The organism is Photobacterium proteolyticum (assembly GCF_001939735.1).
Classification (GTDB): Bacteria; Pseudomonadota; Gammaproteobacteria; order Enterobacterales; family Vibrionaceae; genus Photobacterium; species Photobacterium proteolyticum.
Window position 1 is genome coordinate 99518 of record NZ_MJIL01000088.1, and the last position, 25992, is coordinate 125509.

A 25992-nucleotide genomic window follows, 5' to 3' on the forward strand; every position below is an offset into this window, starting at 1 on the left:
CATTAAGCGTTAAACACATCTTGGGTGAAACGATACAGGTAGTGCGGACCACCGGCTTTCGGACCGGTTCCCGACAATCCCTGCCCGCCAAACGGCTGTACACCGACCACGGCACCAACCTGATCACGGTTGATATAGCAGTTACCGACACGAGCACGACGTTCAATATGGCAGTACGTACGCTCGTTTCGACTATGAACCCCCATCGTCAGACCAAAGCCGGTGTTGTTGATTTGGTCAATCACCTGCTCCAGCTCGCTGGCCTTGAAGCGAACGATATGAAGGATCGGACCGAAGTTTTCATTCTTCAGCACATCAATGCTGCCGATCTCAAACGCCGTCGGGGCAACAAAATCACCGTGCTGACACTCCTCACCCAGTGTCGCCTGCGCCACCACCTTGGCCTGATTTTTCAGAGACTCAATATGGGTCAGCAACTTTTCACGGGCGCCGGTATCAATCACCGGGCCGACATCGGTACTGTGCAGCTCAGGTCTGCCCACCGACAGCTCATCCATCGCTCCCTTGATAAGGGAAGTAATGCGATCGGCAATATCTTCCTGGACAAACAGCACCCGAAGGGCCGAACAACGCTGGCCGGCAGACGCAAAGGCCGAACGAACCACATCACGAACAACCTGCTCGGGCAGGGCCGTACTGTCGACAATCATCGCGTTCTGGCCACCGGTTTCGGCGATAAACGTCGCCGGTTCACAATCGCGTGCCGCCAGCGAACGGTTAATACGCTGCGCGGTCTCGGTCGAGCCCGTAAAGGCCACCCCGGCAATGCGCGGATCCGATGTGAGCGGTGCTCCCACCTGTGCTCCCGTGCCCGGCAGGAACTGGATTGCCCCCGCTGGCACGCCCGCTTCCAGCATCAGCTCAATCGCCCTAAAGGCAATCAGTGATGTCTGCTCGGCAGGTTTTGCGACTACCGTGTTCCCTGCCACCAGGGCAGCTGACACCTGGCCGAGGAAAATCGCCAGTGGGAAGTTCCACGGGCTGATACAGGCAAACACCCCGCGTCCCTGGTAGCTCAGCAACTTGGCCGTGCCATCAAAACCGGTTATTTGCTTCGGCTCGGCAAAGTCCGTTGCCGCCTGATCGGCATAGAAGCGACAGAAATCAACCGCCTCGCGAATTTCATCAATACTGTCCTGAATCGTCTTGCCCGCTTCGCGGTGGCAAAGCGCCACCAACTCACCGGTATGCGCTTCCAGCAAATCTGCAAGACGGACCAGGCTTTGAGCTCGCTCGCCAGCCGGCCGCTGTGACCAGCTCGGATAGGCCTCGGCAGCAACGGAAATAGCGGCTTCTACCTGCTCGGCACTGGCAAATGCAATACTGCCAACAACTTCACGACGGTCATACGGCGCTGTAACGGCCTGTATCTCACCAGACTGTTTTTCGCCATTGATAATAGGACCGGCTTGCCACTGCTGCTGGGCAAATGCCTTGACCGAGTCCGAGAACGGACGCCATTCCGACTCGATATCAATATTAATCCCCGACGAGTTCTTACGCTGTTCACCGAAGATTTGCGGTGGCAGCGGGATCAGGGCGTTATGCAATGTCGGCCGGGACAATAGCTCGTCAACCGGATGCTGGGTCAGAGACTCAACCGGACAGTTGGCATCGACCAGTCGGTGTACAAACGAGCTGTTGGCACCATTTTCCAGCAGACGACGAACCAGGTACGGCAGCAAATCTTTATGACTGCCAACCGGTGCGTAGATACGCACGTTCACATTATGCATGTCCATCACATGGTTATAGAGCGCATCGCCCATACCATGCAGGCGCTGGAATTCGTAATCCTTATTTGAGCTTGCCATGGCAACAATCGCCGACACCGTGTGGGCGTTATGACTGGCAAACTGCGGATAAATCAAACCACGCAGGTGCTCGGATAGCAGGAATCGGGCACAGGCCAGATAAGAGCTGTCAGTCGCTTCCTTACGGGTGAACACTGGGTAACCAGAAAAACCACTCTGTTGGGACAGCTTCAGCTCACTGTCCCAATACGCCCCTTTCACCAGACGCAGTGGGATCACGTCACCCTGTTGCTTGCTCAATGCAGCCAGCCATGCCAATACCGGCAGAGCGCGTTTTGAGTAAGCCTGCACAACCAGGCCAAAACGGCCCCAGCCACATACCACGTCTGAGCGGTAAAGCTTCTCGAACAGCTTCAGCGACAGTTCCAGACGATCTGCTTCTTCGGCATCAATCGTGATCCCGACATTCAGCTCCCGAGCACGCTTGAGCAGTGACAGCACCGACTCATACATCTCGTCCAGTACACGCGTCTCATTGGCCACATCGTAACGAGGATGCAGCGCCGACAGCTTGATAGACACTGTCGGGTCCGGCGATTTCGCATTGCTGCCCTTCTGGCTCGAATAGGCATCACGTCCGACCGCTTCGATGGCCATGATGTAATCTTTAAAGTACTTCTGGGCATCTTGTGCTGTCAGTGCGGCTTCACCCAACATATCAAATGAATAGGTGAACCCTTGGTCTCGCTTGTCTTTTCCGTTTTTCATTGCTTCGGCAATGGTGCGGCCAAGGACAAACTGGTGGCCCATGATTTTCATCGCCTGGTTCATTGCCTGGCGGATCACCGGCTCAGACATTTTGTTCACCAGGCGATTGATCACGTGGCTAGGTGTTCCATCTTCCCTGGCATCCATGGTGACCACCTTACCGGTCAGCATCAGGCCCCAGGTCGAGGCGTTCACAAACAACGAGTCTGAATTTTTCAGGTGTGACTTCCAGTCAGCTACACTCAGCTTGTCGCGGATCAACGCATCTGCCGTTGCTGCATCAGGAATACGCATCAGGGCCTCGGCAAGGCACATCAGCAAGATGCCTTCCTTGGTGTCCAGGCTATATTCCAGCAACAACGCATCAATCATCTGAATCGCGTTCTGATCGGCACGAACACGCTCGATCAACGTCGCGGCCTGTTCCGTGGTGTGTTTACGTTCTTGCTCTGAAGGCTCAGCCAAAGGTATCAACTGTTTAAGCCACTGAGACTCATCAACAGAATAGAGCGGTGAAATCAATGTCCAGATTTCTTCCAATGGTCGCTCAATAAATGATGGCTGAAGTACATCTGCCGCATTGAACATAATCAATCCCTCAATAGTGAACCTGATTGAATACCAGTATCTATATCTACTAGGCGATCTCGCTCAGGTTAAATGTTACACCAGTGTTAGCATTGAGAGGATTCTATTTTCCACCACGCCGAGAGTCTTGCTATATTCTCCGATAATTTTTAGGAAAAGTCCGTTTTTTAACAAAAATAGACACAAAACTACATCAAAAACTTTAGTTTCATATAGCGAAACGCTAATTACAGCTACGTCAATAGTGTTATCAACTAGTCGATCAACAGTGGTTGTCTGGAACGATGATCAAGAGAAGAAGATACACTGCAGCGCGTCGTCGTACTTCGAAGAACAGCGGTAGGGTGTGGCATCAATGGCTAACTGGAATTATTCAGCAAACCATTGATTAAAAATGTTTTTATATACAACTAACGTTAGCTGTGAATTTTTCGGTAACGGGCTGGTGGCATACCGTAGAGGCGAGAAAATGCCTGGGTAAAGCTGCTTTGGCTGGCGAATCCCGAACTTTGCGCCACCTGGGCCAGGCTCAAGTGAGACTCTTCAATAAGCTGTTTCGCCATCTCCAGACGCTTTTTCAGGACATACTGATGCGGTGTCACGCCTGTCTGTTCTTTGAACAAATAATGAAACTGGCTTTCACCGAGGAAAACCAGCCCGGCCAGCTGTGTTACAGAAATTTTACGGGTAAGATGCTGAAGTATGTACTGATCGATAATATCCATATTCAGCCGGTAGCTCTGGCGATCGTCGTTTAACGGCTTGAAATGGCGCTGCAGCACACACAACAAAGTATCAGTACAGGCCTTACTGAGCAGCAGGTCATCGGGATGGGCGGTCATCTCTGCCGTCAGTGCCTGAATCAGGTTTTGCGCCTGACTGTCGAGGTGAAAATAACTCGACTGATCAAATAACCGATCCATTCTTTCCTGCGTATAAGAAGGAAGCAGCTGATCGACAGGCACATTCAATACCAGGATCTCATTTTTACCGATCCCGGAAAACGCGTGCTCTGAATCTGCCGTCACCAGACAACCCTGACCGGAGCATACAAGGTTACCGTAGCCTTCGATATCAAACTCTGTCTGGCCGGACAGTCCGATCACGACTTGATTATAGCCATGATTGTGGTGATCCATTTGCTGTGGCAGAGCGACAATTTCGGAAGGTCTGAAACTCGAGTGTTTGGGCTTAATTTCCATATGTCATTAAAAACATAAATGTATCTGTCTATTAGCAGGCAGAATACCATATCCGCCTGTAGAACCAGATAGATATCTGATGATACAGCGTCTTATCGCCAGGCAATCATTATTGACACCTCTAAGTATAGATGACGGTGATCCCCCTCCATTAGACGAACTGCTTATCGGAAAAATGATCAAGAACAACTTTTTTACGGCTGTTGTCATTTCAATTTAACGCGACGGCTCCAATCCCAAAAAACAATCACCCAATGCACCCCATAACCAGGGTTTCCTCGCCCGGTTACATGGATACGGTAAACAGATTTTATCGTTGTGATTCAATTAATTAACGTCAAAGCTTCTATAGTGCACACTTACAACAGGCCTACAGTTCACCACTGCCCCGCCCCTTCATGCACTGAAGCATGATCATCAGCCTTGATCATTTTTCCATAGCGACAAGGATCAAAACAATGATCATGCTTGATCATCGTTCCAATCGAAATGACACTCCCCGTTAATTAGCCTTTCTTGATCATTTTTCCGAGGATCTATACCACAGCACTTGCTGTATACCAGTGCGAGACTGGAGCAATATCAGCAGAGACCAACTTCATCAGGAGCAATAATTCAGTCAGCGGCTTCTTGATCATAGGTCCAGGAATGATCACTGCCGGGCTAGCCATCAAGTTTTCGCGATAACGGACTGGCCACACTCAGCTATAGCATCAGGACTGCTACGAGGATCAAGAGATTGGTATCGGATCATCAAAACCACTTGATAATCATTCTCATTTGCATTTAAATACGTCTAGTTCTTACAAACATGTATGATTATCTTCAGGAGTCCATTATGGCATCACTGCAAAAAGCCTTTATCCAGCACCTGCAAGGCCAGAGATGGCACCTGGCTAACAAACGCCTTATTTTACCCGTTATTTTATTTGCACTACTGGCAACACCCGGCACCAAAGAACTCACCGTCTCCGTCTTGTCTGATGCTTTCTGGCAAGTGGCCAGCTATGTCGCCGCAACCTTGGCGCTCTATCATGTTATTTCTGCCAAGCTAGCCAAGCGTGGAAAGCTGACGTCTGTCCTGGAGGCCAACTCCCGCTATCAAGTCCTGTTCGCTTCTTTTATGGGTGCACTGCCAGGCTGTGGCGGAGCCATTGTTGTCATCACCCAGTATGTCAGTGGACGCCTTAGCTTTGGAGCCGTTGTTGCTGTACTGACAGCAACCATGGGGGATGCCGCATTCCTTTTGCTGGCCGCCAAGCCGACAACTGGGCTGGCCATGATTGCCGTCGGTTTTGCCGTCGGTCTTGTCTCGGGCTGGATAGTTGATGCACTTCACGGCAAAGACTTTATGCGCCCCGATGTTTCCCGCCTTCAAAAGCTGCCAGCTCAGACAGAAGCCACTGACAAGAAGCCGGTTCTCAGGCTACAGGGGGCTTTCTGGAAATGGGCACTCATCCCGTCAACAATCATTGCGGTAATGGGCTCATTGCAGATCGATATTGATCAAACCTTCCACATTCCCGCCGGCACCATCGGTTACATTGGTGCGGGAGCTGCACTTATTGCAATGTTTCTCTGGGCTACAAGCCGTGATGTAACAGATTATCAATCGGCAGTCGCTGAAGATCCCAAAACGACGAGCAGCAACCTATTCCAGCGTGTTGCTCAGGATACTAATTTTGTTACCAGCTGGGTGATTGGTGCGTTCCTTCTGTTCGAACTGACAATTTTCTGGACAGGCCTCGATCCGGCAGCCGTATTCTCCAACTGGGCAATTATGCTTCCGCTAATGGGGGTTCTGATCGGATTGCTTCCAGGCTGCGGGCCGCAGATTCTCGTTACAAGCCTGTATATCAGCGGCGCAGTGCCATTGTCTGCACAACTAGGCAATGCAATCAGCAATGACGGTGACGCGCTGTTTCCTGCCATCGCCCTGGCACCAAAAGCCGCTATCATGGCTACCGTTTATTCAACAGTCCCAGCGCTTATTACGGCCTATAGCTATTTCATCTTTTTTGAGTAGCCATTCACTACCTACACATAAAAAGAGGGAAGCAATTCCCTCTTTATTGAGTTCATAACCCACCATTCAACATGCTTACATCAACAGCGTACATCTAAAAATTGGCAACCGATGTTCAAATGCACATTATCCCCTCTACGTCAATAGGTGATTTCCCCCCTTATATACAATACGCCTGTAAGCTATAGTTCGTTCCGTAGACAGGGAACATACTTCACTGTTCAGTGTCTGCAGTATCCAGCATTGGATACATGCCAATGAAGTTCCTTTGATATACACCCTCATATTAAAGAGTTGAACTTAATTGGATACCTCTTCTACACGTCGTACAGGATTGTGCTCTTCGGAGTCAAACTCTTGTCTTTGCCGGTCTTTATGACCGGCTTTTTTTTCAAAAATACAGAAATATGCCCAATATTCCGTCATCTGGTTATTGTAAGATTTCTTCTTTCTATTAAACTCTGTACAGTCAATTAACCAAGCCAATTTCATTAGGCAAAAAGAGTGAAAGATAAAGTCGACCCTTCTCTACTACATATTTTTAATCAGCTTCCTGGGTGCTGGGGGTGTAAAGATAAAGACTCGGTTTTTATTTATGCCAATGAAGAATATGGGAAAATTATTGGTGTCGACCATCACCTAGATTGTATCGGCCGAACTGATTTCGATATGCCGAGCCCGACAGTCGAATGCGCCGATTCATTTAGAGAGCAGGATAACCTTGTTATTTCCACGGGGAACCGAATGCGTGTCCTCGATATTCATCCCTATTCAGACGGAAGCTGGCGTGCACACTTATTCACTAAAACGCCATGGAAAGATGAGCAGAATGAAGTCGTAGGAACAATTTTTTCAGGCGTAGAGTTAAAAGATACCGCCATCCTTGAAGTCGGACATTGGATTTGCCGGGCGGCGGGCTTAAGCAATAAGGAGCAGACATCTTTCAGCCTTGATCTGCATAACCAGGCCGTGAGCTTAAATACCCGTGAATCGGAAGTTCTCTTTTTGCTTCTTTATGGTAAAAAGCCGCAATATATCGCCAAGGTACTGAATGTTTCGGTGAAAACCGTTGAGAACTATGTTGTTCGCCTGCGCGAAAAGTTCAATGCGAACTCTAAAGGCGAGCTGCTGGACCTTGCCCTTGATCTCGGCTTTGGCTCCCATATTCCGGAAAGTATGCTCAAGCGCCAGCTGTCTGTCATCCTAAAAGAATAACCGGCAGCAACAAATACTCTCGTTTCATGCACTCTTAGTTTGAAATTTTGCCAATATAACTCTGTTTCCAGATCAAATATTGCAGGTCAAACACAACCTACAATATCTGCAGAATTAATTAGCCCGAGTAATTAACTAGCCTTAATAGACTCCGTGGCTCGATATTATTATTTAACTGGAAACAAGTATGAAACAATTTACTATTACCTACGTTGTACATCCACATTTTAATATTCCGTGTAAATACGAAATAGCAGCAGAAAGCGAAATCGCCTCGATTCAATCTGCCGAGAAGGCATTAAGAATACGCCACCCTGAAGGGGTGAGTATTGTTACAAGCAATCAACAGTAACCGGTTAATTCAGGATATATATAAAAAAAGTGTAGCGGCTAGGCTACACTTTTTTATTTCTTCCATGACCAATTAAGGGGCAAGACGATCAATTTCCCAATTGTCAGCTTCATGTCGATACAAGAAGCGATCATGAAGGCGGTTTTCCCCTCCCTGCCAGAACTCTATCGAGCTGACTTTTACCCGATAGCCCCCCCAAAAAGTTGGTAACGGCACTTCACCGTTCGAGAACTTCTGTTTAAGCTCCATAAACTTACTTTCGAGTGCCTGACGTGCAGAAATTCGGCTGCTTTGCTTACTGGCCCAAGCCGCAATCTGGCTTTCTTTAGGACGCGACGTAAAATATTTCATCACTTCCATTTTAGACAGCTTCTCGGCCTCGCCCGTGATATGTACCTGACGCTCAATAGCGTGCCACGGGAAATGCAGGCTAATTTTGGCATTATGCTCCAAGTGCATCGCCTTTCGACTACCTAGGTTGGTATAGAAAACAAAGCCTTCTTTATCATAGTGTTTTAGTAACACAATACGCTGATAAGGCTGACCGTTTTCATCCACGGTAGCCACCGTCATTGCTGTCGGATCGCTCAAATCTGCCTCAACGGCCTGCTTCAGCCACTTATCGAATAAACTCAGCGGCTCATCTGGTAAATCATGACGACGTAAACCACCTCGCGTGTATTCGCGACGAATATCAGACAATTCCATTGTTAACTCCGCTTCTTAGTCATTCTGGGGAAATTGTGCGCTTTGCCTCTAGGAAAAACAAGTTCCTTCATTGATCTGAATGATTTTAAAACTATTTATCGATTAGCAGACCACTTCATTTCATCTCTGCTAGCTGGCTCGTGTTTTCATCGGGTAAAGTTTGCTATACAAGCCCATAAAAATGCCACGGAAACGTCAAGTGCAGAAAAGTAAATGTCTCATCCTTATTGTAGTTGTCGGTCTGATACTCAACGTCCTTATCGCCCAGTTAACCTACCAGCAGGTCAAACAGCATCTGGCCGACAAAGTCTCCCTTGATGTCGACCTACTGGGCCAAAAGCTGGATGCGCAACTTATGCGCTATAGCAAGCTACCCGAGCTGCTGGCTAATGATCCGCGGCTCTTGCAACCTTTGCTGGCCGATCAGACATCACCGTCAAAGACCAATCAATATCATCAAACCAGCCAGTTGCTCCAGCAGTGGGCAGCGACACTAAGCGCCGACACGATTTACCTGATTAACCTACAAGGAGAAACCTTGGCTGCCAGCAACTGGCAACAGCCTGACAGTTTTGTCGGACAAAACTATGCCTACCGCCCCTACTTCCGCGAGGCAATTACAGGCACCCCCGGTCAGTACTTCGCACTGGGTGCCAGCTCCGATAAACGCGGCTACTACTTTTCTGCACCTGTCTACCATCAGCAGTCTGTTATCGGTGTTATGACCATCAAGGTTGATCTGTCGCTGATTGAAGATATCTGGCAGTACGAGGACATCGAATACGTCATTGCCGATTCGCAGGGCGTGGTATTCTACAGCTCAGAGAACAACTGGCTGTACCGGTCACTGATCCCGCTTGACGAAGCCCAAAGGCAGCGGATCCTGGCATCGAGGCAATATGGTAATGCCAGACTCGACCCACTCACCGGCTATGCCGGACTTGATAAACTCAGACATAATGAAGCCATCAATATCCGACAACCAGCAGATGAGAAAAGCGCAGCTTATGTTGTCGCCAACCATGATATGGCCCAGGCCGGATGGGCAATTTTCGGCTTCAGCCCGATCAGTGCCGCCTATCAGTATGTGGCCCAGGCCGTACTCATGTTCAGCGTATTTTACTTTCTTCTTAGTCTGGCCGTAACCTCGTGGTGGCAGACGCTCAAGGCGCAGAAGGCACTGGCACGGCTCAATGACAAACTCGAACAACTGGTGGTGAAACGGACCAATACCCTGCTTGAAAGTAACCAGCAGCTGAAAGATACACTAAGGCAATACGAGCGTAGCCAGGCAGAGCTGAAGCAAACCCAAAGTGAACTGGTACAGGCAGCCAAACTGGCCATGCTGGGTGAACTCTCGGCAAGCATCAACCATGAAATTAACCAGCCGCTCGCCGCCATGCGCACCTATGCCGAAAACTCGCGCAAACTCCTCAACAAAGAACGCTATGATTCGGTCGCCAACAACATCGACGAAATCATCAAGCTGAACCAGATGGTCGCGGATATTATCGCGCGCTTCAAGGTCTTCGCTCGCAAAGGCAGCGAACATAACAACCGCACCGTCGCGGCAGATTCAATTCGCTCGGCAACCAGTCTGTTGCGTAATAAACTGATAAAGGAAGGAGTGATACTACGTGTCGGCGACTTGCCGGCGGATATACTGATCAATGCTGATGCGGTGCAGGTTGAGCAAGTTATCATCAACTTGCTCCATAATGCTATCCAGGCACTGTCCTCGGCTCACCAGCCGCAGATTGGCATTCAATTGGCAGCCCTCGACACCCTGGTTGAAATACGTATCTGGGACAACGGGCCGGGCCTTGATGATGATCAGAAAAAGCGGATCTTCACGCCCTTCTTTACCACAAAAAGCGATGGGCTCGGGCTTGGATTAACGATTTCCCGCCGGATCATCGACGCCTTCTCCGGCACGCTAACGGTTACCGACCACCCCGGCGGTGGTGCCGAATTTGTGATCACCCTTCCCCGTAGCACTGAGGACACTCAATGAACCAACAAGTAATTTTTATTGATGACGAAAAATCCATCCGCGATGCGCTGGGGCAGACACTGGAGCTAGAAGACTACGACGTCACCTTGTTTGCAAGTGCCAAACCTGCACTAGAAATGCTAGACAGCCAATACCCCGGGGTGATTATTTCTGATATCAACATGCCGGGTATCGATGGTATAGACTTTCTCAGGCAGGCACTGGCGATTGATCCCGAGCTAAGTATCATTCTGCTTACCGGCCATGGTGATATTTCCATGGCCGTCGACGCGATGCGGCTCGGTGCCTATGACTTTCTCGAAAAACCGTTTTCGACAGACAACCTGCTTGATGTTGTCAGGCGAGCGGCGGACAAGCGGGAGCTAGTGCTGGAAAACCGAGACCTACGCCGCGAACTAGAAGCGCAAAGCGGCCCCGGTCCGAGGATCCTGGGCAACACACCACAGATGAAGCAGCTACGCCGTATCCTTTCCCACATCAAAGATACCCCGGCAGACGTCATGATTCATGGCGAAACGGGTACAGGAAAAGAGCTGGTCGCACGCTTCCTGCATGACCATAGCGTTCGCCAAAACTCCCCCTTTGTCGCGATTAACTGCGGGGCAATCCCCGAAACCATGATCGAAAGTGAACTATTCGGCTATGAACCAGGCGCCTTCACTGGCGCACAAAAGAAGCGCGTCGGCAAAATTGCCCATGCCAACGGCGGAACATTGTTCCTTGATGAGATAGAGTCAATGCCGATGTCGCTGCAAATCAAACTGCTACGAGTGCTCGAAGAAAGAGCCGTGGAGCCGCTTGGCAGCAACAAGACGGTTCCGCTAGATATTCGCATTATTGCCGCTACCAAAGACGATTTAAAGCAGATGAGTGATCGCGGACTATTCAGGCACGACCTCTATTACCGCCTGAACGTAGTCAGCGTTGATATCCCGCCGCTTCGCGAGCGCAAGGATGATATTCCAATGTTGTTTCAGAACTTTACCCGTTCGGCTTCTACTCGCTATGGCGTCGAGCCGCCCTCTATTAACCTTGAGCAACAGCAAAAACTACTCGAACATGACTGGCCAGGCAACGTGCGGGAGCTACGGAACCTGGCCGAGCGCCTGATTCTAATGGGAGATACGACGACACTCAGTGACAGCAGCCAGTTTAGCGATGCGCCTTTGATCCATACACTGGCAGAGCGGATGAACCAGTTCGAGTATACCTTGCTCAGCGATGCCTTGAAGCGCCATAACGGGCGATTGAAGGAAGTACAGGCAGAGCTTGGGCTCGCGCGAAAGACGCTGTATGACAAGATGAAAAAGCACCATATCGACAAGGATGACTACAAGGCAACAAGCTAAACACACAAGACTTGATGCGGCACGGATACCAGTTCCGTGCTTCATCGCCCTCTCGGCATGCCCTCTCCCCCGGCACACTGTAACATTCTCGCTGTTTCAGAATTACTTCGAAGTACCTTCAAAATCTGTTAGCGGAGAATAAATCTGCACAGTGGCAGACAGGAACTTTTGATAAATTAGGTGCATAGGCACAAAATTTGTCTGCGTCGCAAACTACAAAACCTCATAGCCCCAATATCGCTCGGCGCATGCCTGAACTATACACCGCTATCGCTAGAGTATGTCATATGTCTTTATACAAACAGTTAATCTCGTGGATTCTGGTAATCCTCTTCCTATTTACACTAACTGTTACGGCCAGCCATTTTTTTTCACAGCGGGACCAAATTGCAGCTCAAGCCTATACACGACTGAACTATGAGTTACTCAGCGTCGAAATCACCCTGACTCCCTTTATTGGCGAGCAGGACTCACAGCAAATCGCAGACCTGGTCGATCAGTTTTTTACCAGCCAAGACTGGCAGCATCTCCGTCTGAATCTGTTCGTTACCAAAGAACGCATTGAAAAACAACGACCACCCAGCTTACAAGGCGTGCCGAGTTGGTTTATCAGCCTGAACCTGTTTGAGCCGCTCACAAAATCGAACACCATTAACAACGGCTGGGAGCGATTGGCTTCATTATCCATCACGGCCGATCAGATACCACTTTACCGCCAGCTATGGCAATCGACGATCCAGTCGCTTACCGTAACCCTGGTGTGCCTGATTACCGGCCTCATGCTTCTTCTCTTGGTGCTCAAACAAAAACTCAAACCGTTAGACAGCATCGTCAACAGGGCAAAAGATCTGTCTTCGAATCAATTTGGGGCACCCATTCCGCTGCCAGAAACATACGAACTCGGTATCATCGTCAAAACTATCAATCACCTCTCCACCCAGCTTGAATCTAATTTCAAGGCCCAGGCCAGCGAGGCAGCAAAACTAAGAGAACAAGTTTACCGAGATGGCGTATCGGGCATGGGAAACCGTAATTTCTTTATCAGCCAGCTAAACTCCTGGCTGACCAAATCAGCCAAAGGCGGTCTGGCGCTGGTTAAAACATCGCTGATTGATGACTGTTACCGTAATCAAGGGTTCGAGAAAGGTGACCAGCTTGTCAAAAATATCGCCATCGGCCTAAACGAAGGGATCATCTATAGTGACATTACCCTTTCACGCTTATCCTACGACGAATTTGCCTTGCTTGCGCCTGGTATCAGTGCGGAGAAGCTCAAAATAATCGGTGAAACGATGCTGACAGTTATTGATGAGCTACAACCGGAACACGCAAAAGCCACACCACACGCTGCGCATGTCGGCCTGCTACTTAATAGTCAGTCGTCAAGTTCCAGCACCTTGCTTTCCCAGCTCGACAATGCCCTGAGCAAAGCAGCCCTCACGCCACAACTTCCTATTGCTTTTATTGATGAAGCTTCAACCCAGATTGCACTGGGCAAGCAGCAATGGAAATCATTGCTGCTCAAGGCCATTGACAATGATCTTTTCTCTTACCATTTCCAGCCCGTCGCCAATGACAAAAATGGGATTTATCATCATGAAGTGTTCAGCGCGATAAAAACAAGAGGTGATGTCTATACGGCCAGCCAGTTTCTCGGTGCCATTGAGGATCTCGCCATTGGCAGCTTGTTTGACCGCCACATCGTTGCACAGCTTATCAATCGTCTCAATGCAGATCATCAACTTGGTCCTCTAGCGATAAACATCACCAACAGCAGCATCAGCGATCCCGCTTTCATTCGCTGGCTTAGTCAAATTTTGGAAAAAAACCAGAGCTTATCCTCGCGCCTGTTTTTCGAGTTACCCGAGGCAAGCTTTGTACGCCACCCCGATGCAACCAGTTTGCTCTGCTCAGCGATCCGGTTCTATAAGTTCAGGTTTGGTGTCGACAACTATGGCCGTCACTTCAAATCCCTGGACTATCTAAAGGAATTCCGCCCTGACTATGTAAAGATTGACTTTGCCTATACTCACCAGTTAAACGATCAGAATAAATCCGCTCTGTTGTCGTCAATTTCCAGAACCGCTCACAGCCTCAATATTATGACCATCGCGACTCGCGTCGAAACTGAAACACAACTCGAGCGGCTCTCCGAACTATTCGTCAGCGGGTTTCAAGGTTTCATTATTGAACGATTCAATACCAGAGCAAGAGTCGATACTCATAGCGGGGATGTGAACTAATGCTGTCCCGTACGTAGTGAGGTTTGATAAACCGTTGGTCGCTGCAAATTTACAGTGTAAATAACACTGATTAACAGCTCAACGAAACAAGAATTGACATGATAATAGCGGATAGTTTTTGATTTACAGTGTAAATAGCCTACGAATTATAGGGAAGCCGTTGGAGAGTTCTATCTCGATAGGCAACCACAGAGGGGCCATGCTCTTGCAATATGTTGAGTTTTTCCTTCTCAATCTGGCACATCACCCCCGAGAACAACCGCCCAATCGCAGTAACTGTTGCCTTGCTAAGTTGCTCGTCATAATCCTGGCGTAAATTTTGGTAGGACATAGAAAGCTCGGCCATGCGCTGTTTATGAAGCTGTATCGAGGACTTCACTTTCTCAACCAATTCTGGCGGGCGCTTCGAAGACGGGATCTTAAGAAGCTTATGTTGTGCCTCCTTGATTTTATGTACTTTCGCTTTTTCGTCCTCAATCACCTGATATGCAGTATTTAGTGTATCTCGTAGGGAAGTGTATTGGGTAAAAGCAACAATTTCAGTCGGTACCCCGGCCAGAGCACCTATATTCAGCGCTTCGACGCCCAAGCCTGCTTCAATATAGCCGCCACTCAGGGTGCCATGACGCTTTATTTGGTCAATAACGCTCAATGCTCCCTTAGTACGGATTATACAGTGGAGGGCATGAAGGGAAAAAGAGACATCCTGGCCGGCATCAATTTCAACAAACTGAGCAAACTTGCTGGTTACCTTGCCATCAGCATGCAAGTAACACGGTAGATGTTTGCCGTCCTGCTGGCGACCAATCACTCCCTTTACTACAGCAATGTCACCACCGGCCCTTAATTCGCCCAGCTCGACGAACCCACTAACGACGATATTGCCGGTCGCGCTTACCTTCATGCCCGGTGTAACGTCACCTGTGATCAAGATGGTGCCGTCGAAATCAATATGGCCAGTAGTCACATTGACGCCTTTCAAGGTCAGGGCATCATCAACCTGCATACCACAAGGCTTTCTTAACGGGACACCCGATTTAGTCGCAACAAGAACATGCTCGTCATCTTCGCAAATTGCCGTACCGTCACCGGCTTCAAACGCCAGCTCATTACCAGGGGTTGCGGCGATCTCTTTGCCAAGCACATTGAAACCGTTGCAACCAGTCGTTGCTGGGATCAGCTTCATAATTGGCTGACCAGCCTTAACCGTGATTAACTCTCCCAGATCAAGCATATCGACCTTGCCGTCATCCGTTGATTGCGGGCGCAGAATACGTTGGCTAGCATCATTGACCAGAGGCTCGAAAGCAGTATCAGTACCGTGTACGGGAAAACGGCCGAAAGCGACAGGCATCGTCAGCTTTTCTCCGGGAGCAAGCTGTTTTGATTTCATCAGCAGCTCCTGCAACTGGGCCTTGCGGATACCCTTTACGATATGGTTCTCTTTTAAGGCATCAATCAACATATTTCCGGAGATCTGGGTACCACCATACGCCCCAATCACAGTGACTGAGGTTTTCATGAGATCAGGATCTGTCTTGATTAGCAATCCGGCATCGCGTCGCTCTGCTATTACAAATTGCTGAAGCTTAACCTCAACGTCGCTGTCAGCCGGTTTGGAATTAATCACCGACAAGGCTGAATCGATTGCGTTGTCGAACAGAAAAAAATCGATTGCTTGAAGGTCGACCAACTCAGTGGCGATGTCGCTCCGGGTTATCGCATGCTCAGCATCTTCGCCCAACGGCTTGGCGATCAAAGATATCGTCTGACCATCTTGAGACAGCTGAAGAAGCTGTATCGGCATAGAGCACTCCCTAAAAACTTATAGCATCACCATAACGGTCTTATAGACCATCTTAACCTAACCACATACAAACCATGTACATGCCAAGTCACAGATCCGTTAGCAAATTTATCGAGAAGTGTAAGAAATTATGCATTAAGTGAGGTAAAAAATGTTGCCGATATGGCACTAAACAGGTACCAGCAGTATTCTATACTGAACATGAATGGGTACAAGTTGACACATTGCAATATTCTTTTGGGTAGAACTCCACCCAAAAATATATTTGTCAAATTCACTGATAAATTTAAAGTTAATCTTATCAGTGAGTTACAACAACACAACTGAGAACAAGTTCTGGCATGGAAATAGCATTGTTAAGACAATCCCTAGGACTGCTTAATATCCATTGCTGCTGTTCCCCCCGATTGAGCAGCAATATCTTAGTCCAAATTCGCCCCGATCTTCGGGGCTTTTTTTTAATCATAATCAATCACTAGCCGCATCAACTGCTCGTCGGTCAACCAGGTATTTGAGTGAAATTTATACTGAAAAGTGTTCATATCACTACTGGAAACCGGGGTGAGGTATCCCGTCAACTCATAAAATCCCTGCAGGCTAAGCTCGTAGGAAGCCTTAAGTTCCAAGCGCTTTGAGGACTGCAGATACAGGCAGCGTTTGCTCAAACGTGAGACAGTAACACGAGAGCCGATATCAAACCGGCTGATATCACTATGTATAGAAGATTTATGAAGCCTCGCAGCCAACCCACCAAGGCCAGGAGAAAAGGCAATGTCTGGCTGGACGCAGTGATGGACAGGTGCCATCATCTTTTCAAGGGCTTTGGTATGTACTTTAACTAAACTCATGACACCCCCATAAACTCTCATTCCAATCAACTTTATGGGCCGAATTTACAACAAATAATTCCTCCCTAAGTTACTTAACTCTAGACCATTTTTTGGGAGCAATACCAAATTTTTTCACAGTTATTATATGGAACGAAGTACTGATTATGGTGGATATCGAGTAAGAAATGTGACAGGTTTATGTTTTTACATCAACACAATAGCAGTAGAATCTAGATATTAAAAACACAACCTCTATTGAACATCAAAAGATTGCTAGGGTTAATTTACACTGTAAACCACTTTTTTGTTTGCTAGGCAAACAGCTATTTACAGTGTAAATGCCAATAAAATTACAACTCGGCAAATTCCTCGATCGACGGCTGTCCCCGCTCCTGGAGAAACTCAAGAAAGCAGCGAGGATGATGAGTGACAACCTGTTCAAGCGGAAAGTTGACCCTTGCCAGTAATTTGTCAACCTGGCTGAAGTTACCGACATCGTGAGCGAAATGAGCATCCGATCCGGTAGTCAACCGGGCTCCAGCCTCGCGGGCAAATGCTGCAATCTGCTCGCAGCGAGGTTCGCTGCCCTGGCGAGAGCCGCTCAAGGAAGAATTATTGATTTCAATAAGAACGTTGTATTGCGCCGCAGCCGATACAACCGCTTCAAAATCAAAGTCAAAATTCGGGTTGCCGAGATGTCCAAGGGCATGGATCCGGCCCGAGCGTATGACATTTAACAAGGTGTCTGTATGCGACTGGCGTGAAGAAGGCGAATAGACAGGTTCATGAAGACTCCCGATCACCCAGTCAAGCTGTGACGAGATACGCGGGTCAATATCAATCTCGCCATCTTGATTTAGGACATTTGCTTCAATGCCTCGAAGAATACCGACCCCATGAAGAAAACGGGGCAATACCCGCTGATTGGCAAAATGCCAGAAATGCGGTGCGCCCGGCATGCTCGGCGCATGATCCGTCACACAAAATAATGACAGCCCTTTACTCGCTGCCGCCTCGGCATTTTCAAGCAACGTACTATAAGCATGCCCACTTGAAATAGTATGAGTGTGGGTATCAACTGAAAATTGCATATACTCAGCTCCTTATAGAAGAAATACAATTAGCGAAAACAGACTCGCTCTGCGTACAAGAGAATCGATATTATTGAGCCCGCAGGCTAACATACTCACGTAATGACTTTTCAGCCATTTTTCGGCTGGTGAACCCATAGTCTGACACAATCGTTGACCAAGGCTGACGCTGTAATATCTTGGCAACAGCCATGTAGTCGTTCGTATCTAGCGCCTGCTGCTTACCCGAAAGATAGTTAGATAACCACACTTCCAAACTTGCCACCACCAGATCGTATCCCAGTCCTCCACCGACATAGATACGCACCTGCTGCTCGGCAAGGTGGGTGTTGGAATGTGACAGTTGTGTCACCCCATCCAGTGCAGAGAAAAATAACTGGCTAAACAACACAGTATCAAGTTCACGATACTGTTCGACACGCTGGGCGTTTAAGTTGGCAGCAAACAAGCTTTGCGCCTGCCTTAGCCAGCTTTCTGACTCAGGAGAAATAGGCTGGATCATCAACAATGAATGGCTGCCACTGGCGGCATCTTTACTGACACCAAGCCGAACTGGGGTATATCCAGCCTTGCGCCAAAAATCCACAAGCTCTGATGCCGTTCCGAAACTAGTACCAAGGTAATCGACTTTTTCTACTTCTGCCCAGCGACGGCAATACTGCAACAGAAGCTGCCCAATCCCTTGCTGTTGTTTGTCAGGATGGACTGCAATACGAAGCACCCGCGCGCAACATTGAATGGCACCTAACTCTATCCCTATATGGGCAGCAACAGACTGCGCCAACAAGTGACCTTTAGGCCGACGCTGCCCCAGCATCACTTGTCGCGCCAACTCCGGAGCAAAGCTGCCTTCAATACTCAGCAGACAACAACCAACAACGTGGTTCTTTGTTTCGGCGACCACAAGGTGAATAGCGTCATCATCCAGTAACTGGACAAGATCAGCCGGCGAGGTCTGATAATGCGCATTGACAAGCAAGCCAAACAGCTGGGACAGGTAACTCTCGTCTCCAACCAGAGAATCGGTTGGGATATAGCGATATCGAATATCATCACTGGCTTCAAAACCCAAATCCATTTCAAGCGCGGCATATTCGGCATCGAGCAACAGAGTTTTAAAGACCCACAGCTCAAGCGGATCATCGCCGGACCAGCGGATCGGCTGGTTGATTTTAAGCTGCCGCCATTGCGGCGTTAAAGCATCGAGCTGCTGGCAAAATTTTATAGCAAATCCACGTCCGGTACCTTCGTAACCATGAACCGTACTGGCAAACGCAATACGATTATAATGCCGCAGTAGCTTGTTCAGCATCGGGGCCGGAATAGCAGCAGCCTCATCGACAATCAAAAAATCTAATGCCGGCTTGTCAGACAACAAGACATCAGGCGCAAGAAATACCAGCTCACTATCACCAAATGCCAGCCTGCCCTGTGGGTCATTATTGCTCCCCAACCGCCGCGCGGCATGGGCAAACAACGTCTCGGTGTTGGCATAAGCAGGAGCCGTCACCCCAATTCGCATTCTCCGTTCTGACATCAAACTTGCCGCAGCGATCCCAAGTGATGCCGATTTACCACGGCCGCGATCAGCCGTCAGGACCAGCGGCCGCTTTCGGTGACCCGTAACGACACGTCGAATAGCCGCTACAGCTTCGTATTGCTCAGGGGTAAGGCAACCAAACTCGGCATCTGAATAATCCCCTTGACTAGAAGGCACAACAGGTAATGGCGGCAAAGGCAAGCCTTGGCGCAGTTGAATAACATCAGGTAGCGAGAGTAACCCAATCAGGCGGCGGATAAACGGTGACTGCTCATCGGTTTGCCGAAACCAAGTACTTGGTGCCAGCAAAAGCAACACACCACCACCCGTGATTGTTCCAGACAGCGCACCAAGCGCCTCGGCATCAAAGGCGTGTTCGGCATTGAAGATCAGACAGTCGCATTCACGACCAAGAAACTGTTTGGCCTTCTTTAATCTGACGGAAGGAATATGTTCGGACGAAGTTTCGCCTGCCCACAAGGGATACTGGTAGCGCTGAAGAAATGCATCAACCAGTTCATTGGTCCAGCCAGCATCGCCTTCAACAACGACTAGATAACGGATATTGGCCTGCTTGGCGTTCTCGCTAAGGGCGTGACAAAAATGGATAAGATCGGACATTACAACACTCAACGGTTACTCACCCAGCGATCATAGCATGACGGTGATAACGGCGGCGAGGCTAATGCGCAACAGCAATCCAAGCGCATTATTTAAATTAAAAAAACCACGCAAGGCGTGGTTTTAGAGACATATGTAAGATCTAAAATAATGACTATTTCAGATAGTCCGAGAGGTAGGCCAAGATATCATCGGCCTGTTTCTCGCTTAGCTTCTTAAGCTTAAGCTGCAGTTTGTCGCCATCACGGGTAAAGCTGACTTTCCCCTTGATCAGCTCCTGCGTCTTAGGCTTTTCAATCTCCACTTTCGGCTGCAGCTCATCACTGATCTGTTCAAGCAACATCGTCACTTCGCGGGTAATACGCGTAATACCCTGAGCATCGATGGTTTTCCAAATCGCCTCGTCCCCGACTGTTAGCTTGCTCACCAACTGATCACGCTGTTCGTCGTTCAAGCCAAAAAACATACGGTGTAGTTTAACGATAGTTGGTCGACCCAACTCGCCGACACTCGGGTAGGCCATCAGCAGCTCCATCGGCAGGCTCGCTGCCTTCAACGCACCGCTGACCAAAGCCTCACTGCACTGACAATACTTCGCCAGTTCCTTCTGATCGGCGACTTTGCCCGACGTCAGCAACAGCTGCATTTCCTTGCCACGTTCATACAACGACAGTGGTTTGTGGGCATTTGCCACATCAGACAAAAACTTGGCATGCTCACCATTGATCCCCTTGGCGACATAGATTAAGAAATCCTTGCCGGCCAGAATACACGACATGCGACGGCGGCTACCATCAAGCACCTCGATATTGCCGTTGTCTAGCCAGCGCCCGACCGCGGGGTACTGCTGACCGCGATCCTTGAGCGTGGTCAAAATATCAGCCAGGGCGTGTTCGTTCAAAAACGCCTGCTCACGTGCATTTTCGGCAAATACCTGCGTGGTTGATTCCACCTCACCGGCATTGATTTTCACCAACTCAAACGCAACGGTATCTTCACCGGCAACAGCCAGCTCAATGACAGAAGCTTTGTCACGTGCCGCTTTCTGCGCTTCGTTGACGTTCGTCGCACGGCGTTTATCCGCTTTTCCGAACAGACGAGCATTCAGATCTTTGGTTTTAATTGCCATCTGCTATGTTACTCCTGATTCAAATTCGCCCAGTGACTGTGCATAACACGCTCTAGCTCGAGCCCGACTCGCTGAATTGCATCCTGGGCGGTCGACAAGGTTTTCTTACCACCTTCAAACTCTGCTGCGGTCAGATCAAACACGGTACTGTAGGTATCCGCACAGGTCTCGAAAGCACGGCTGCGAGGTACAGTAGCCATCATCACCTGGTCACGCAGTAGATAGTTCATTTCCGTCAATACCGAGACCTGTTTCTTGTTGTCATCCTCGAACATGGTCGGCATCAGACGTATGAATTCAAGGCCATGCCATTCTTCCGGGAACATCTCGTAAACAGTTGGTAAATGCTGGAAAAAATTAACAGTAGACGCCCAGTCAAGGCGCTTGGCCGCACAAGGAATGATCAGCGCATTCGAGGCGTACATGGCATTCCAGACCAAGGGATCAATGTGCGGACCGGTATCAATCATAATAATGTCAAACTCATCGGCAATCGGATCGATAACCCGCTCCTTGAGCAATCTGACAATATCCAAATCCTGGTTAACCGCCAAGTCCTGCCACGCATCGGCATTGAACATCGCATCTTCAGGAAACGCCGCAATAGTCTTCAGGTTCGGATACTGGGTAGGCATTACCACATTATCCAACAAGAAATCCTTATCCATTTCCTGGCCTTCAGGCACATTGCCCAGCATCACATCAACCGCAGAATAGATAGTTTCCTGCTCACCGACACTGATCTGCGGGTTGAGGAACAAACGCAGAGAACCCTGTGGATCAAGGTCAATAAGACAGATGCGATAACGCTTATCAAGATCAAGCGCCAGGCAGGCAGCCAGGTGCACCGCCGTCATCGACTTGCCTGTGCCCCCTTTCTGGTTTTGCACATTAACAATCCAGGGCTTGCGACCGGCACCTTCTCGCTCATGGAATGCTGGTTTTTTGGCTGCATCCATAAGCTGATGCGCTTCTTCAAGCGTAATGGAATAATGATTAGCATTGTTCTTGGTAAACTGATGGCCCGTTGCCTCTACCCGGGAAATGGCATCATCGAGCTTGCGGCGGGTGAGGCCAGAGCGTGTTTCCATCAACGCTTTGGACATCGGCGGGAAAAGCTCTTCACGACGTTCTTCTAAAACGATCTCGATCCGGTCAGCTTGTACCTGCTTGGTTTGCTCTGCGATATTGAGCAAGTTTTGAATCGTCTGTTCCCTATTCATTGTTATTGTTCGCCAGTATTAGTTTTGGCACACATTGTACAGCAAAACCAAATACATACAATAAAAAGCTGAACATGCTAGTGTGATATTGTTCTCAACTGAAAATAAGCTAAGCAAGCAAAAAGCCGCACTTCTATATCGATTTTAATGTCACTTTTTCGAGGCCAATGACACGGAAATAACAATCACATAAAAGTGTTACAGCGTCACTATTTTACAATGTAAATTGTAAATCAGGCCCATTTTCTCCGGAAGCGTGAAATTATCTGTTCAATTTACGGCCAGTGTTATTTCAATCTTAACTATAGCTCTGATCACCTCATACAGTCGCCAAATTTCAGTATGACAATAATAGAAATAGACAAAATCAGGCTGAAAACGATGAAAATGGCCTAATCCTTGGAGCTGAACAACAATCAACCAACGTGACTTGATCATTCTTCCAGTGAAACAGGCTCGATCTGAAACGATGATCAAGGCGGTAATCAATGTAAAACCCTTCATCTCAAAGAGTCTGATCACATCGAGAACAGCGGAAAAATGATCAAGATGAAGATCAACATCCTTGCCGACAAATAGAAGCTTCCGGAAGCATGAACATTTAGTGCTAATTTACGGTGAATGCAGATTGCATCAGGCCTGATGCCAGCTTTCCGGCTCTAAAACAGGCTATATACGGTAGGCAAGTGATGTTTAGACAATCAGTTGAAATACAGAGCCTACGACTTGATCATCGATCCGAACACGGACACATGAAGATTGACCTCTAAATTACGGTGAGTGTGAGTTGAATACTGGTTAATTAACCGCCAACAAGCGAAGCAGCGGCAAGATCCCAGCTTGAAACTACACCGCTATGATCATTTTTCCAGAGCAATTCTTCTCTGATAAAGTGAAATAATACCGCCGAAGAGGATCTGCGCTGAACAAACCTGTGGATAACCTGTTTTAATATCATGATCATCGTTTCAAAGTCGTGATGATCATTGTTACGCACTAATGATGATCATACTTCCTGAGGATCTATGATCATCGTTTCTGATGGGTTATGATCAGCGTTCCGGCAATATGTTGATCATCTTTCCGTATGGGATTTTATTAAATTTGATTTTAATCAGTCACTTACGCGTATATTTTTCACCGGATCATAAGATCAGAATATCAATAAGATCACATTAAACAAAAAGATCAGTATTTAACTGATTCAATAAAAAGAGCTTTATTTCTTGATCTTTTTCTATTAATCTTTCCGGAAAGATGATGCTTCTACGGCTAATGACAAATGAAAGCCCCTGGTAACAACGATAATAAAACCGTCGAAAAGATTTTGATCTCAGCGCCACGATCCCACAAAGATGGCCACCTGTTCGCAATACCTTCAGCCCTTGTAGACTGGTTACCTCAGTACCAGCACTTTAAAGGTGTGACAAAAAGTATTATTGAACTGCTTAACTTAATTTCTCTTCGCGGTCTGTCGAGCCAGGACGGAATGGTTTCAACAACTGAACTGGTAGAAGCAACTGAAGGACAGCTAACACGTGCTGCCATTCAGCAGCGCTTGCGTGCTGCGGTCAATATCGGTTTATTCAGCCAGCAACCTGTGCGTTTTGAAGAAGGCCTGGCCGGGAAAACCATGCTGCACCACTTTCAGAATCCGGCTTTGCTGATATCCCAGCTTGGCACAGGTAGTCTGAACTCAGAACAGAGTAAGGCCCAGGAGAAACAGAAGCGCTCCAAGGCGTTGGCGCAAAACCATGTTAACCGACGTCTGTTAAACGAGTATGGCCTTGGAACCCCCCCAACCATGCCTGACGAAGCTGATCAAATTGTGGTTTCGCCAACCAGCTGGGCCGGGATCATTGATCAGGCACTGGCACCGCCAAGAACCAAGAAAAGCTATCAGAAGTCGATGGTTGCGATCAGCGGCACTAAGGCGATCATCGAGACGCGATCCTCAAAATCGATCATGACCGTTGATGATCTGATGACCTTATTTGCCCTGTTCACGTTGACGGTGCAGTACCATGATCATCATTTGCCGGATTATGAGATCCAGTCTCGTCACATGGGCAACAAGACCCCGATTTATATTACGGATATTCTGGCTCTTCGTGGCAAGAAAGACAGCGGACCGGCCCGTGACTCAATCCGAGAGAGTATTGACCGGATTGAATTTACCGATTTTCAGTTGCATGAGCTTACCGGTCGCTGGCTCAGCGAGAACATGCCTGAAGGCTTCAAGAGTGATCGTTTCCGCTTTCTGGCCAGAACGATCACGGCTTCGGAAGAAGCGCCGCAGGAAGGTGATGACGGCGAGATCCGGATCAAGCCCAATCTGTATATCCTGGTCTGGGAACCTTCGTTCTTCGACGAATTGCTAACTCGTGATTACTTTTTCCTCTTCCCGCCGGAGATCCTGCGCCAACATACGTTGGTTTTCCAGCTCTATACGTTCTTCCGGAGCCGTATGTCCCGTCGGGTCAATGACTCGATGCTGCTTAGTGAGCTCAATCAAAAACTGGCTCGCAATATTGAATGGCGCCGTTTCTCGTCGGATCTGATCCGCGAGCTACGAAAACTGGCTGAAGGTAAGATCACTGAAGATATCTTTGCCGTCAATCTGTGGGGCTACCACTTGACGATCACACCGGAGGATCAGGATAAGCGCTATTGTGATTATCAGATTGATATTAAGTGCGATGCCGATGAGGTGATCCGTTATTCACGGGCCAAAACCACCAATGAAGGCAAGCGCTCAATGGCACCGACGATGCCAAACCCGCTGCGCAATGAAATTATGCCCAAACAGGAGCTTGATCAGCTTTCCGAGATCATCGACGGTGAGTTCGAGCCTATCCAGCGAAAAGAGGGACGGACCAAGGGCCGTTTGGGCCGTAGAGTGAAGCTGAGGAAGCACTTGGTTGAGATTAATGCGGATGAGTTGACCATTACCCTATCCAAATATACCTCACCAGAGGCTCTACAACGAAGTATAACGGCTTTATCTGCTATGACGGGGCATTCTGCCGTTTCAATTACTGAAGAGTGCCACAGCTTGTTAGAGAAGCTCGATTGGCTTCGGGTCGGTCAGGAAGCCATTACGTACGAGACGCTCAGCAAGACCATTGAGCTGTACAACAGCCAGCAGGAAGAAAATCATCTTTCTATCGAAAAGCTGATTTCCGGTCTTGCCGTACGGCGTAAGGTTTGTAAGCTTGTGCAGGAAGGCCATATCAATGAGCAGGTCATCAAGGCGCTGGATGATATGGCAAGAGGGGTTTAATGTCCTTCGATAGAGTCTTTAAAACATTTACACTGTAAATTTATTGACCGATTCGTGTGGTAACTACACAGGCGCGAAGTACTTGGAAATTGGGATAATCGACTGTTCAGAAAGTGCCTGTTTATGGCAGACGCTTACTCGCTAGCTAGAGGATAACCGATCACTTCTGAGGCTGGTTTGAGAGCCGGAAAAGTAATTTGCTTTTCCGGCTTTTTTGATCCTGCCAAT

Annotated in this window: 16 protein-coding genes; 7 read left to right on the forward strand and 9 right to left on the reverse strand. The window is 48.4% G+C overall.

The annotated features are described in order from the left end of the window. Positions 1-2: 2 nt before the first annotated feature. Positions 3-3131, reverse strand: coding sequence for a bifunctional proline dehydrogenase/L-glutamate gamma-semialdehyde dehydrogenase PutA (gene putA, locus BIT28_RS19735; RefSeq protein ID WP_075766659.1), 3129 nt, complete (start codon positions 3129-3131; stop codon positions 3-5). 416 nt (positions 3132-3547) lie between these two features. Further along, positions 3548-4333 (reverse strand): AraC family transcriptional regulator, encoded by a 786-nt coding sequence (locus tag BIT28_RS19740; RefSeq protein WP_075766660.1) that lies wholly within the window; start codon positions 4331-4333, stop codon positions 3548-3550. 838 nt (positions 4334-5171) lie between these two features. Here BIT28_RS19740 and BIT28_RS19745 point away from each other — a divergent pair. From BIT28_RS19745 to BIT28_RS19760, 3 genes are all read left to right on the forward strand, one after another. Then, the gene (locus tag BIT28_RS19745; RefSeq protein WP_075766661.1) at positions 5172-6359 is read left to right on the forward strand and encodes a putative manganese transporter; all 1188 of its coding nucleotides are present in this window, start codon (positions 5172-5174) and stop codon (positions 6357-6359) included. Between the two features lie 504 nt (positions 6360-6863). After that, on the forward strand, positions 6864-7574 hold the full coding sequence (locus tag BIT28_RS19755; protein WP_075766663.1) for a helix-turn-helix transcriptional regulator: 711 nt from the start codon (positions 6864-6866) through the stop codon (positions 7572-7574). Positions 7575-7761: 187 nt separating this feature from the next. Beyond that, positions 7762-7926, forward strand: coding sequence for an addiction module component (locus BIT28_RS19760; protein WP_075766664.1), 165 nt, complete (start codon positions 7762-7764; stop codon positions 7924-7926). Between the two features lie 72 nt (positions 7927-7998). Here BIT28_RS19760 and pdxH read toward each other — a convergent pair whose 3' ends face one another. Then, positions 7999-8634: a pyridoxamine 5'-phosphate oxidase gene (gene pdxH, locus BIT28_RS19765; protein ID WP_075766665.1), complete on the reverse strand. Its 636-nt coding sequence runs from the start codon at positions 8632-8634 to the stop codon at positions 7999-8001. 199 nt (positions 8635-8833) lie between these two features. Here pdxH and BIT28_RS19770 point away from each other — a divergent pair, with 199 nt between their 5' ends. The 3 genes from BIT28_RS19770 (at position 8834) to BIT28_RS19780 (ending at position 14240) form a co-directional block, all read left to right on the forward strand. Next, positions 8834-10648 (forward strand): sensor histidine kinase, encoded by a 1815-nt coding sequence (locus tag BIT28_RS19770; protein ID WP_075766666.1) that lies wholly within the window; start codon positions 8834-8836, stop codon positions 10646-10648. Further along, on the forward strand, positions 10645-11997 hold the full coding sequence (locus tag BIT28_RS19775) for a sigma-54-dependent transcriptional regulator (RefSeq protein ID WP_075766667.1): 1353 nt from the start codon (positions 10645-10647) through the stop codon (positions 11995-11997). The genes BIT28_RS19770 and BIT28_RS19775 overlap by 4 nt, the downstream gene beginning before the upstream one ends. A gap of 287 nt (positions 11998-12284) precedes the next feature. Then, the gene (locus BIT28_RS19780) at positions 12285-14240 is read left to right on the forward strand and encodes a bifunctional diguanylate cyclase/phosphodiesterase (protein ID WP_075766668.1); all 1956 of its coding nucleotides are present in this window, start codon (positions 12285-12287) and stop codon (positions 14238-14240) included. 139 nt (positions 14241-14379) lie between these two features. Here BIT28_RS19780 and BIT28_RS19785 read toward each other — a convergent pair whose 3' ends face one another. The 6 genes from BIT28_RS19785 to BIT28_RS19810 all read right to left on the reverse strand — a co-directional run bounded on the left by BIT28_RS19785 (position 14380) and on the right by BIT28_RS19810 (position 22481). Next, complete coding sequence (locus tag BIT28_RS19785; RefSeq protein WP_075766669.1) at positions 14380-16047, reverse strand: flagellar assembly protein A; 1668 nt, start codon at positions 16045-16047, stop codon at positions 14380-14382. Positions 16048-16505: 458 nt separating this feature from the next. Continuing rightward, positions 16506-16895, reverse strand: a complete 390-nt coding sequence (locus BIT28_RS19790) for a hypothetical protein (protein ID WP_075766670.1) — start codon at positions 16893-16895, stop codon at positions 16506-16508. 332 nt (positions 16896-17227) lie between these two features. Next, positions 17228-17968 carry a phosphatase gene (locus tag BIT28_RS19795; protein ID WP_075766671.1) on the reverse strand — a complete coding sequence of 247 codons (741 nt, stop codon included), beginning with the start codon at positions 17966-17968 and terminating at the stop codon, positions 17228-17230. Positions 17969-18038: 70 nt separating this feature from the next. Then, positions 18039-20129, reverse strand: a complete 2091-nt coding sequence (locus BIT28_RS19800; RefSeq protein WP_075766672.1) for a tRNA(Met) cytidine acetyltransferase TmcA — start codon at positions 20127-20129, stop codon at positions 18039-18041. A 154-nt stretch (positions 20130-20283) separates the two neighbouring features. Further along, positions 20284-21258 carry a ParB/RepB/Spo0J family partition protein gene (locus tag BIT28_RS19805; RefSeq protein WP_075766673.1) on the reverse strand — a complete coding sequence of 325 codons (975 nt, stop codon included), beginning with the start codon at positions 21256-21258 and terminating at the stop codon, positions 20284-20286. An 8-nt stretch (positions 21259-21266) separates the two neighbouring features. Next, positions 21267-22481, reverse strand: a complete 1215-nt coding sequence (locus BIT28_RS19810; protein WP_075766674.1) for a ParA family protein — start codon at positions 22479-22481, stop codon at positions 21267-21269. A 1282-nt stretch (positions 22482-23763) separates the two neighbouring features. Between BIT28_RS19810 and BIT28_RS19820 the strand changes: the two genes are divergently transcribed. Continuing rightward, positions 23764-25764, forward strand: a complete 2001-nt coding sequence (locus BIT28_RS19820; RefSeq protein WP_075766676.1) for a replication initiator protein RctB domain-containing protein — start codon at positions 23764-23766, stop codon at positions 25762-25764. The last annotated feature ends 228 nt before the right edge of the window (positions 25765-25992 follow it).

Excerpts from the sequence above, each read along its gene's own strand:
- BIT28_RS19820 (WP_075766676.1), top strand. The coding sequence starts at position 23,764 with ATGAAAGCCCCTGGTAACAACGATAATAAAACCGTCGAAAAGATTTTG.
- pdxH (WP_075766665.1), bottom strand. The coding sequence starts at position 8,634 with ATGGAATTGTCTGATATTCGTCGCGAATACACGCGAGGTGGTTTACGT.
- BIT28_RS19745 (WP_075766661.1), top strand. The coding sequence starts at position 5,172 with ATGGCATCACTGCAAAAAGCCTTTATCCAGCACCTGCAAGGCCAGAGA.
- BIT28_RS19810 (WP_075766674.1), bottom strand. The coding sequence starts at position 22,481 with ATGAATAGGGAACAGACGATTCAAAACTTGCTCAATATCGCAGAGCAA.
- BIT28_RS19775 (WP_075766667.1), top strand. The coding sequence starts at position 10,645 with ATGAACCAACAAGTAATTTTTATTGATGACGAAAAATCCATCCGCGAT.
- BIT28_RS19780 (WP_075766668.1), top strand. The coding sequence starts at position 12,285 with ATGTCTTTATACAAACAGTTAATCTCGTGGATTCTGGTAATCCTCTTC.
- BIT28_RS19800 (WP_075766672.1), bottom strand. The coding sequence starts at position 20,129 with ATGTCCGATCTTATCCATTTTTGTCACGCCCTTAGCGAGAACGCCAAG.
- BIT28_RS19785 (WP_075766669.1), bottom strand. The coding sequence starts at position 16,047 with ATGCCGATACAGCTTCTTCAGCTGTCTCAAGATGGTCAGACGATATCT.
- BIT28_RS19790 (WP_075766670.1), bottom strand. The coding sequence starts at position 16,895 with ATGAGTTTAGTTAAAGTACATACCAAAGCCCTTGAAAAGATGATGGCA.
- BIT28_RS19805 (WP_075766673.1), bottom strand. The coding sequence starts at position 21,258 with ATGGCAATTAAAACCAAAGATCTGAATGCTCGTCTGTTCGGAAAAGCG.
- BIT28_RS19740 (WP_075766660.1), bottom strand. The coding sequence starts at position 4,333 with ATGGAAATTAAGCCCAAACACTCGAGTTTCAGACCTTCCGAAATTGTC.
- putA (WP_075766659.1), bottom strand. The coding sequence starts at position 3,131 with ATGTTCAATGCGGCAGATGTACTTCAGCCATCATTTATTGAGCGACCA.
- BIT28_RS19760 (WP_075766664.1), top strand. The coding sequence starts at position 7,762 with ATGAAACAATTTACTATTACCTACGTTGTACATCCACATTTTAATATT.
- BIT28_RS19795 (WP_075766671.1), bottom strand. The coding sequence starts at position 17,968 with ATGCAATTTTCAGTTGATACCCACACTCATACTATTTCAAGTGGGCAT.